The organism is Pseudovibrio sp. W74 (genome assembly GCF_001623085.1).
In the GTDB taxonomy this organism is placed as follows: domain Bacteria; phylum Pseudomonadota; class Alphaproteobacteria; order Rhizobiales; family Stappiaceae; genus Pseudovibrio.
The window spans coordinates 150,719-161,124 of record NZ_LMCJ01000008.1; the positions used below are offsets into that span (position 1 = coordinate 150,719).

The 10,406-nt window shown below is 52.2% G+C and carries 9 protein-coding genes; 4 read left to right on the forward strand and 5 right to left on the reverse strand.

Going from position 1 to position 10,406, the window contains the following annotated elements:
* Positions 1–33: 33 nt before the first annotated feature.
* On the forward strand, positions 34–2,595 hold the full coding sequence (locus tag PsW74_RS07100; protein WP_063288610.1) for an FAD-dependent oxidoreductase: 2,562 nt from the start codon (positions 34–36) through the stop codon (positions 2,593–2,595).
* Positions 2,596–2,721: 126 nt separating this feature from the next.
* Here PsW74_RS07100 and speB read toward each other — a convergent pair whose 3' ends face one another.
* The 4 genes from speB to dctP all read right to left on the reverse strand — a co-directional run bounded on the left by speB (position 2,722) and on the right by dctP (position 6,707).
* Complete coding sequence (gene speB / locus PsW74_RS07105; RefSeq protein ID WP_063288609.1) at positions 2,722–3,720, reverse strand: agmatinase; 999 nt, start codon at positions 3,718–3,720, stop codon at positions 2,722–2,724.
* 20 nt (positions 3,721–3,740) lie between these two features.
* Positions 3,741–5,021 carry a TRAP transporter large permease gene (locus PsW74_RS07110; RefSeq protein WP_063288608.1) on the reverse strand — a complete coding sequence of 427 codons (1,281 nt, stop codon included), beginning with the start codon at positions 5,019–5,021 and terminating at the stop codon, positions 3,741–3,743.
* Complete coding sequence (locus PsW74_RS07115) at positions 5,018–5,623, reverse strand: TRAP transporter small permease (protein WP_063288607.1); 606 nt, start codon at positions 5,621–5,623, stop codon at positions 5,018–5,020. The genes PsW74_RS07110 and PsW74_RS07115 overlap by 4 nt, the downstream gene beginning before the upstream one ends.
* Positions 5,624–5,684: 61 nt before the next feature.
* Entirely contained in the window at positions 5,685–6,707 is a 1,023-nt protein-coding gene (dctP, locus tag PsW74_RS07120) for a TRAP transporter substrate-binding protein DctP (RefSeq protein ID WP_063288606.1), read from the reverse strand.
* Between the two features lie 142 nt (positions 6,708–6,849).
* Here dctP and PsW74_RS07125 point away from each other — a divergent pair, with 142 nt between their 5' ends.
* Positions 6,850–7,731: a LysR family transcriptional regulator gene (locus tag PsW74_RS07125; RefSeq protein ID WP_057465201.1), complete on the forward strand. Its 882-nt coding sequence runs from the start codon at positions 6,850–6,852 to the stop codon at positions 7,729–7,731.
* 10 nt (positions 7,732–7,741) lie between these two features.
* Here the strand turns inward: PsW74_RS07125 and PsW74_RS07130 are convergent, their stop codons facing one another.
* The gene (locus PsW74_RS07130) at positions 7,742–8,188 is read right to left on the reverse strand and encodes an Lrp/AsnC family transcriptional regulator (protein WP_057465180.1); all 447 of its coding nucleotides are present in this window, start codon (positions 8,186–8,188) and stop codon (positions 7,742–7,744) included.
* Positions 8,189–8,336: 148 nt separating this feature from the next.
* Here PsW74_RS07130 and PsW74_RS07135 point away from each other — a divergent pair, with 148 nt between their 5' ends.
* Positions 8,337–9,407 carry an ornithine cyclodeaminase gene (locus PsW74_RS07135; RefSeq protein ID WP_057465181.1) on the forward strand — a complete coding sequence of 357 codons (1,071 nt, stop codon included), beginning with the start codon at positions 8,337–8,339 and terminating at the stop codon, positions 9,405–9,407.
* Positions 9,404–10,327 (forward strand): arginine deiminase-related protein, encoded by a 924-nt coding sequence (locus PsW74_RS07140; RefSeq protein WP_063288605.1) that lies wholly within the window; start codon positions 9,404–9,406, stop codon positions 10,325–10,327. Before PsW74_RS07135 ends, PsW74_RS07140 begins: the two co-directional genes overlap by 4 nt.
* The last annotated feature ends 79 nt before the right edge of the window (positions 10,328–10,406 follow it).

Genomic DNA, 10,406 nt, shown 5'->3' on the forward strand with positions numbered 1-10,406 from the left:
ACCGAGAATTCATAGAAGTAAAGGATCGAAAACATGTCCGCATTTCCTAACAAAGCGAAAGTTGTGATTGTTGGCGCTGGCGGCATTGTTGGAGCTTCCGTCATCCATCATCTGATTGAAAATGGCTGGGACGACATTGTCGGCATCGATAAATCCGGCATTCCGACAGACATCGGATCGACAGCTCACGCCTCTGATTTCTGTTATGCCACCAGCCACGATCTTTTGACCTGCTGGACCACCATGTATTCCATGGATTTTTACGAGAAGATGGGTCATTACGCCCGTATCGGTGGGTTGGAAGTTGCTCGCGTGGATGATGATGAGCGCATGGGCGAGCTCAAGCGCCGAGTGGATTCAAGCAAAGCCTTTGGCACCAATGTGAGCATCATCAGTGCTGCTGAAGCCAAAGAAAAATTCCCACTTTTGGAAGAAGATCAGATCCAAGGCGCCTTGTGGGATCCTGATGCCGGTCTTGTTGTTCCGCGCTCTCAAACGGTTGCAGGCAAGCTTATCGATCAGGGTGAAGCGACCGGGAAGCTCAAGATCTTTGCCAACACATCGGCGCTGGAGCTCATCACAGATAATGGCCGTATCACGGGGGTGAAGACAGAGCGCGGGACCATCCATGCTGACCATGTTGTGGTGTGTGCTGGCCTTTGGGGGCGCCTTATTGCGGAGATGGCTGGCGAGGATTTGCCTGTCATGCCAGTGGACCATCCCCTGACTTTCTTCGGTCCTTATAATGAGTTTGAAGGCACAGGTGCTGAGATCGGCATGCCTTTGCTGCGCGATCAGGGCAACTCTGCCTATATGCGTGATACGGGTGATCCGAAGAGTACAGAGGGCGGGCAGATTGAATGGGGCTACTATTACGAGGAAAACCCTCGCCTTGTGCATCCGCGTGACATTTTGGAAAAAGAGCAGGCTCGTCTGTCTCCCTCCCAGCGAGATCTGGTGCTTGAGGATGTGATTGAGCCGCTGGAAAAGGCGATGGAGCTGACGCCGGTTCTGGCTGAGCTCGGATTCAATGAAAGCCATTCCTTCAACGGGCTTTTACAAGCCTCTGTTGACGGTGGTCCATCCATGGGAGAAAGCCGGAAGTTGCGCGGGCTTTGGTATGCTGTCGGCATCTGGATTAAAGACGGTCCTGGCATGGGCAAGCTGATTGCTGACTGGATGACCTATGGCAAAACCCATGTGGACCATAACTCGGTGGACTTTTCCCGCTTCAACGAGTTCCAGCTCAAGGAGCAGTACATCCATGACCGGTGCTGGGAGACTGCGAAGAAGATCTACAATCCACCTGTTCATCCCCGCGAACCTTTCGCCAATGCCCGTGGCATCCGTCGCTCACCGTTTTATGAGCGGGAAGTTGAGCTTGGTGGCTACTTCATGGAGCTTGGAGGTTGGGAACGTGCCCATGGCTATGCCGCCAATGAGCACTTGCTGAACAAGCATGGCAACCGTGTGCCTGAGCGTGAGAACGAATGGGACAAGCGCCATTTCTGGCGTGTTTCCAATGCGGAGCATCTGGAGATGAGCGAGGATTGCGGCATTATCAATCTCTCTCATTTTCACATGACTGACATTTCGGGTCCAGATCACGTTAACCTGATGGAATGGCTGTGCGCAGCTAAAATCGGCGGTGACAAGAATATTGGCAAAGGCATTTACACACATATGCTGGATGATGATGGCCATGTGCGTGCTGATTTCACGGTGTTTCGTATGGAAGACCGGTGCCGACTGGTGAATGGAGCAGATGCTGGACCGCGTGATCTTGTCTATATGCAGCGTGTTGCAGATAATAATGGCTGGAATGTCTCCATCACAGATGTGAGTGAGGATTACACGACCATTGGTATCTGGGGGCCAAACGCTCGTGAAAACCTGCAGAAGGTCGTTGAGGACCCTGACGCCCTTACACCAGAAAACTTCCCGTTTGCAGCTATTCGCGAGATCACCATTGCTGGCAAAACCGTCTCTGCTTTCCGCATCTCTTATGTGGGTGAGCAAGGGTGGGAACTGCATATGCGCTATGAGGATGGTTTGGCTGTCTGGGATGCTTTGCGCGAGATTGGCGTGATTGCCGTGGGTGTTGAGACCTATGCAAACTCGCGGCGCCTGGAAAAGTCATTACGCCTGCAAAATGCGGACCTGCACACGCAGTACAACCTATTTGAGGCCGACCTATCCCGGCCTAAGGTGAAAACGGCTGACTTCCGCGGTAAAGATAAGCACGCAGAGTATCGCGCCCGTGAGGCTCAGCCTGCCACGTTGTGTACACTGGTGATGACAGACAACACCGATAAAGACGGCGTCGCGCGCTACCCAGTTGGCAACCTGCCTGTGATGCATCCGGATACGGGGGAGACACTGGTGGATGATCTGGGACGGCGGTCTTATACAACATCCATTGCCTACGGCCCGAGCATCGGCAAAAACATAGCCCTCGCCTATCTGCCGCAGGAATACTGCGAGGAAGGGCGACAGCTGGAGGTGTCTTACTTCGATGAAATCTATCCGGTTGAAGTTGCCGGAGTGGGATATGCGCCGCTCTACGACCCGGAGAACCTGAAGCCTCGAAGCTAGATTGTGCGTTGAGCACGCAAAGATTTGAAGAAATGCAATGGCCCCGGATCTGTTTCAGATCCGGGGCCATTTTCTTGTCGTGCACAGTGTTAATTCGCGCCGCGATGGGCGTCGTTCCTATCGGCTTTAAGCAGTTTCAGTTTCTGGTGCGCTTACCGCGGCTTTCTTGTTGTGAAAGATGAAGCCGATGAAGTTCAAAAGAAGCTGGGCTGCAAGAATTTGCGTGGATTCAGATGGGTCATAGGCAGGAGCTACTTCCACAAGGTCCATGCCAACCACATCACCACGTTTGCTGAGGCCCTGCAGAATTTCAAGCACGTCGTAATACTGGAAGCCACCGTGACTTGGGGTACCCGTACCGGATGCGATGGACGGGCAGAAGGCGTCGATATCAACTGTCACATAGTAACGCGCGCCTGCCGGAATGCGCTCCAGTACAGCTTCTGCTCCCAGCTCCCGCACCTGACGGACCGACAGGATGTCAGAGCCTCTTGCGCGAGCATCGTCATAGCCTTCCTTGGCGGTGGAGGACACATTGCGAATACCCAACTGGGTCATTCCTGAGACATACTCTTTCTCAATCGCACGGCGCATAGGATTGCCGTGGCCCTCCGTCACGCCATGGCGTTCATCAACGAAATCAAGATGTGCGTCGATCTGGATTACATGGATCGGACCTTTTTCAGCACAATCTTCCTCAAAGGCGCGGATGCATGGGATGTTGATTGAATGGTCACCGCCAATCACTACAGGAAGCGCACCAGCATCGAGGATTTTCTTGACCCCAAACTCAATGTTCGCATGGCTTTCAACGGTCTTGGTGTGGATGATGTCCGCGTCTCCAATGTCAACGATACGGACATCGCTGCTGAGATAGGTGGCGTCATCTTCATGGTCGTACGCACCAGCATGGCCGAATGAAAACAGCGTGGACGCTTCGCGCACGGAACGTGGTCCAAAACGTGCGCCTGAGCGCCATTGTGCGCCAAAGTCAAACGGTGCACCCAGAACCGCTACATCCGCATCAATTTGATCCCAATCCGACACATACTCTTTTTTTCCAAAGGTCGAGATTCCAACGAATGGCAGATTGAGGCGCCCGGATTTATAGCCGTGATCAGACATATTTCTTCTCCGTTAGTTCATTATCTGTAGGCGAGTTCTGGCAAGAACAACGCAATTTGTGGGAATGCCATCACAAGCCCTGTTGTCAGCAGCAAGATCAGCAAGAATGGGGGAACTCCGCGGACAACATCCACAAATGGTCGGCGGAAAACAGCAATTGCCGTGAACAGATTGCACCCGAATGGCGGTGTGGCAGCTCCAATGGCAACCTGCAGTGTGATAAGTACTCCAACCAGCACCGGATCAAGACCCGTTGATTTGATCAGTGGGGCAAAGATTGGCACCAAAATCAAAATCACCACGATGGAGTCGACAAACATACAGCCGATGAAGAACGCCAGAATGATCGCCGTCAGCGTCATTATCGGTCCAGCCTCATTGAGCCCGAGCGAACTGATGATTGTCTGAGGCACCTGCGCGAAGGATAGGGTCCAGGAGAAGGCCGCGCCCGCTGCGATCAGGATGAACACCACCGAGGTGATGGCCCCCGTCGACAGAGCGATATCCGGCAGATCGCGAAGGCGGATGGATCTGAAGATCAAGGCTTCCAGAACAACGGCGTACAGCACACAGATGGCCGCAGCTTCTGTTGGTGAAAAGACACCGCCATAAATTCCACCGACGATGATCAATGGGAAGCCCATGGGCCAGAGTGCGCGCCTTACCGCATCAAACCGCTCTCCCCAGTCAGACCTTTCCAGTACGGGGATGTCGTGTCTGTACGCATGCCACATGCAATAGGCAGAAAAGAACACCACGATGATGAGGCCCGGAACGATGCCAGCGATGAAAAGCTGCGAGATCGATGTGCCGGACACAACACCATAGATGATCATGCCGATAGATGGCGGAATGAGATAAGCCAGATCAGCCGCGTTGACGATCAACCCAATGGTGAAGCTATCTGAATAGCCAGACTTCAGCATACGTGGCCGCATCGCGCCGCCAACCGCAACAACGGTTGCCTGCGTAGAGCCACAAACTGCCCCGAACAATGCGCAGGCACTGGTTACCGAGATGGCCAGCCCGCCCTTGATGTGCCCCATAAAGCGCATCACCACATCAATCAGGCGATCAGCGGAATGACCACGTGTGATGATATCAGCGGCAAGGATGAACATTGGGACTGCGACCAAGGCAGAGGGTTTGACCCCGCCAATCATCTGCTGGACCAGTATCTGCGGACTAAAGTTTGGGAAGTAGATCAGGAACCCGATAAAGGCTGCCGAGATCAGCGGCATTTTCATCGGGAAACCGAACAGCAGCAGAACGACCATGACTGTTAGCATGAGCTCTGTCATTTTGCGGTCTCCTCTTCCTTCTCAACGAAGCGTGCAACTGCGGCGGCCGTTTCCGGATCCTCATAGCTGTCGACCTCCAGATAGGAGACGTAGATTTCCTCTTCCGACAGATTGAGGTTTCGCAGAGCTGTTAAGAGATATTGGAGGGTTGCTAAGCCCAACCCGATAACCACCCAGATGTAAGTCAGATAAAGCGGCACCTGCAGTGCAGGCGTGACCCGGCCCCGGCTGGCAACTTTCGCTACATATTCAACGGCATACCAGGTCAGCGTCGCCATCATGGTTGCGGTTGTTATGGTGATCAAAATCATCAGGATCTTGCGAAGCTTCTGAGGCAGAGCATCATAGATGGCCGACATGCGGATATGGATGCCCTTTCGTGTGGCGTAACCAAGCCCCATGAAGGTGATGATGACGATCAGAAACTCATTGAGCTCTTCGGAGAAATAGATCGACTGGTGAAAGACGTAGCGCCCGAACACATTTGCGATGGTGTTGACGGCCATGGCGATAACGCCCCAACTGAGGATGAAGACCTCAATCTTGCTAATCACACCGTCAACTTTCCCGAGGAGCTTAAAGGGGACAGAACGGGGTTCCATCTTTACCCTCCTCCAGTGTACCCACACCCCGCCTTTTAGTGATGGGATGTGGGACTTCCTATTATTGGTGAGTTGATGCAATCTCAGTTTTCAAGGTCTTCAACAGCTCTTCACCGCGAGATCCGGCAGCGTCTACATAGGCACTGGCCGTTGCTTCACTGCGAGCACGGAAGACGTTGCGTTCTTCTTCTGAGAGGACCACCAGATTGATCTCAGGCTTGTTCGACTTAATGGTGTCGAGACGTTTCTGGTTGAAGTCAGCGACCACACCATCAATGAAACCTGACATTCCAGCCATTGTTTCTTTAACAAGCTTTTGACGGTCTGGAGAGAGTGTGTCGAACCAGTCAGTTCCGGCAACAACGGTGGTGACGAGTTCCTGTTCGCCAGCCCAGATCAAGTAATCCGTAACCTCATAGAACTTCATCTCTTCGATGGTTGGAACAGGGTTTACCTGTCCATCTACCGCACCAAGCTGCAGTGCGCCAAAGACCTCACCAAATGGCAGCGGTGTTGGGCTCGCGCCCATATTCTTGTAGGTCTCCAACAAAATCGGAGAGACCATAACGCGCATTTTGAAGTTGGAGAAGTCATCCGGATTGCGGATTTCTTTGTTGGTGGTCCAGACCTGAGGACCTTCTGAATACATGGTCAGGACTTCCAGGCCACGCCTGCGGAAATCCTCGTTCAGATCACCGTAAATGGTCTCAGAGTTGTTCAGAATGTTTGAGACTGCTTTGGCGTCAGATGGAAAGAGATATGGCAGCAGAAAAATCTGACTTTCCGGGACGATGGTGCCCAGATTACCGATGGATACGTTGGTGAACTGGATGAGGCCATCCGTCGCCTGCTCTACCGTATCCGTTGGTGTGCCAAGCGTTCCCATCGGGTAGATCGTGATGGTCACGTCCCCATCGGTCTTGGTTTCAATGCGCTTTTTAAACTCCTGCGCATAGGCATCCATGATCGAGCCTGGAATTTCCTCGATGGCGAATTTCCAGTCTTCTGCATAAGCGCTTAGCGGGACTGTGCCCAGAACCATTGCAGCTGTTAGTGTCTTTAGCGATTTAAGAATTGAGTTCATTTCATCCTCCCACAGAACTAGTTCCCAATCTTCCTCGCCGCTAGCACACTAGATGTTGAACCTAGAAAAAATATCAAATAAGTTATGTTTACATGAAATATATCAATGTAATTAAATTATCTGAGAACAGGAAGATCATTAGATGAAACTTCTCCGAAACAATCTGCTCGAAGCATTTTGTGCTGTCGTGGAATGTGGCGGTTTTTCTGAGGCGCAGTTCAGGCTGGGTATATCTCAATCGGCGATCAGCTGCCGCATCCGGGATCTGGAACTTGCGCTTGGATATCGCGTCTGTGAGCGCGGTCGCAGTGGTTTCCAACTCACTGAACGCGGTAAGATCGCCTATGAGAAAGCGTGCGAAATTATCCGCCTTGTTGAGGATTTCGACGCTGAACTGCTTGAGTTGCGTGGGACGATTACCGGACAGCTGCGCATTGGCATTGTCGACACGGTGATCAGCCTTCCGGGGTTTCCGCTTGTACCTGCGTTGCAGCGATTCTTCTCAAAGGAGAACGACGTCAATCTGGAACTGGTTGTTGCCTCGCCAAACGACTTGAAAGAAGGCTTGATCACGGGAAGTCTGCATATCGCAATTGCACCGTTTAAACGAAAGCGCGATGAGCTTGAGTACATCAAGGTCTGCAGCGAGAACCATTACATGTATTGTGGTCAGGCACATGACTTGTTTGCATGTGAAACCGATGAAATCTCGCCGGACATCCTGAATAATCACGCTGTGTGCCAGCGCTCCTACGACATGATCGTTGCACGAGATGCCAAAGCCCCAGAGCCCAAAGCGATTGTCACGAATATGGAAGCAGCCGCGGCTCTCATTTTGAGTGGGAAGTTCCTCGGTGTCCTCCCCGATCATTACGCAACCCAGTGGGTCAACACCGGCGAAATGCGCCTTCTGGAACATCCAGATCTGACTTGGACATCAGAGTTTTACATCGCTTCGCGCAAATCCCAAGCGCACCGACAAGCGGTCGAGTGGTTCATCAAGGCCTTGCTGCATGGATTGTAGGCGTTAGCAGTCAAACACTGGACAGCAGGATGCTTGTTTCGCTGTTCATGACGCCTTCGATCAGGCGGACTTCACGCAGGACGCGGTCGAATTCTGAGAGGTTTTCGACACGGATGTCTGTGACCAGATCCCATTTGCCGCTCGTTGTGTGGAGGACTTGCAGTTCAGGCAGACCGCGCAGTTTGCGGATGACCTGGGTGGTGTTTCGTCCCATCACTTCGATCATCATGACAGCTCTGATCTCGCCGCTGTCATAATCTTCACGCACTCGTGCCGTAAAACCAAGCAGAGCGCCTGTTTCCAGCAGCCGGTCCATGCGTGTTTGTACTGTTGCGCGTGAGACGCCCATAATCTGTGAAAGTTTGGAGACTGGAGCACGGCCATCCAAACGCAGAAGGCTGATTAATTGCCGGTCGAGTTCATCATAAATATGTTTCGCCGTATGGTTTTGCTTCATAAGTGCTCTCAACCCATAAGTTTAGCAATAATATAAAATTAACCTAGCAATCTGTCAAAAACTATCTCTCATACTTAGCAAGATTGATATGTTTTTTGCAATTTGCACAGTTGATACTAGGGAAATTGTAATTACTTGAGGAAAGCTCATGTCAGCCCCTGCCCCGTCAGAACTCGCGTTCGTTCCATTTGTCAGTGTCGACAATATGATGAAGCTGGTCCATCACATTGGCATTGAGAAAATGCTCTCGGGCATCGCCGACTACGTCGAAGAAGATTTTCGTCGTTGGGAGCTGTTTGACAAGACACCCCGGGTGGCTTCCCACTCCAAAGAAGGTGTTATCGAGCTGATGCCGACCTCGGATGGCGAGACATACGGCTTCAAGTACGTTAACGGGCATCCAAAGAACACTAAGGAAGGCCTGCAGACTGTTACTGCATTTGGTCTTCTGGCAGATGTGTATACCGGTTACCCTGTCCTTGTGACTGAAATGACCGTGCTGACAGCGCTTCGCACAGCAGCGACCTCAGCAGTGGTGGCAAAATACCTTGCTCCTAAAGATGCTCATACCATGGCGATGATCGGCAACGGTGCACAGTCAGAGTTTCAGGCTTTGGCGATGAAGGAAATCTGCGGGATCAAAACCCTGCGGCTTTACGATGTTGATCCCAAAGCGACCGAAAAACTCATGCGCAATCTGGAAGGTCGCGGTTTGACCTTGCAGTCCTGCAAAAGCGCAGAAGAAGCGGCTCTTGGCGCACAGATCATCACCACCTGCACCGCCGACAAGCAGAATGCCACCGTGCTTTCCGACAATATGGTTGGAACTGGCGTGCATATAAACGCAATTGGTGGCGACTGCCCGGGCAAGACTGAGCTTGCCAGTGGTATCCTGACCCGCTCTGATGTTTTCGTTGAATATCCCCCTCAGACGCGCATCGAAGGCGAAATTCAGCAGATGCCTGAGGATTTCCCTGTCACTGAGATCTGGAAAGTGATCACGGGTCAGGCAGAGGGCCGCAAAGACGAGCGTCAAATCACGCTGTTTGACGGTGTAGGCTTTGCAACTGAGGACTTCTCCGCCCTTCGCTACGTTCGTGACCAGCTTAAGGGCACAGGGTTGTACCATGACCTTGATATGCTGGCCGATCCTGATGATCCGCGTGACCTGTTTGGCATGGTAATGCGTGCAGAACCGGAAAGCGGAGACGCTGCATGAACCGTACATCCGTTCAAGCGCCCGGCGCCGTCATCATGGTTCGCCCGCACCACTTTTCAGTGAATGCGGAGACTGCTGCTGACAACGCTTTTCAGGCTGAGATCACAACAGATTCAGAGCACGCCAAGCAGGCTTATGATGAGCATACTGCAATGGTGGAGCAGCTTGAATCTCACGGTGTGCGCGTTCATGTGTTTGAGGGAGATACTCCGGGACTTCCAGATTGTGTTTTCCCGAACAACTGGTTCTCTACCCATGCTGGCGGACACGTTGCTATTTTTCCGATGAAGGCAGAAAATCGCCGTTTGGAGCGTCGTCATGACATCCTTGAAATGCTGAAGTCCGATTACCGTGTTCAGGATGTCATCGACTATTCCGGCCTTGAGCAGGATGGGCTTTATCTTGAGGGAACTGGCGCAATGGTGCTCGATCATATTGATCGTGTTGCCTATGCGGTGGAGAGCGACAGAACCAACCCAATCGCGCTGGAACGCTTTTGCACGCACTTCAACTTTGAGCCGATGGTGTTTGCTGCTGAAGACGACAAGGGCACGTCGATCTATCATACAAACGTGCTGATGTGTGTTGGAACCAACTTTGCGCTGATCGGTACAGACATGATCACGGATACGGCGCGGCGCTCAGAAGTTGTGGCACGTCTTGAAGCCACCGGTCGGGATGTGATTGAACTGAGCAATGCTCAGATCTCAGGTTTTGCAGGAAATGCAATTGAGCTGATGGGCAAGGATGGCCCCCTGCTCGCACTTTCGCAAACTGCCTATGATATTTTGACAGAAGAGCAACGCGACAGGATCTCAGCGACTGCAACATTGGTGCCGCTTGCTATCCCAACGCTTGAGCTGGCTGGCGGTTCTGTGCGCTGCACAATTGCAGGTCTTCACCTGTCCCCGCGCAACTAATTCTCGCAAAACGAGATACACCCGCCGGAGACCCTCCGGCGGGTGTATTTGTATCAATTGTAGAGATTATCTGAAGTCA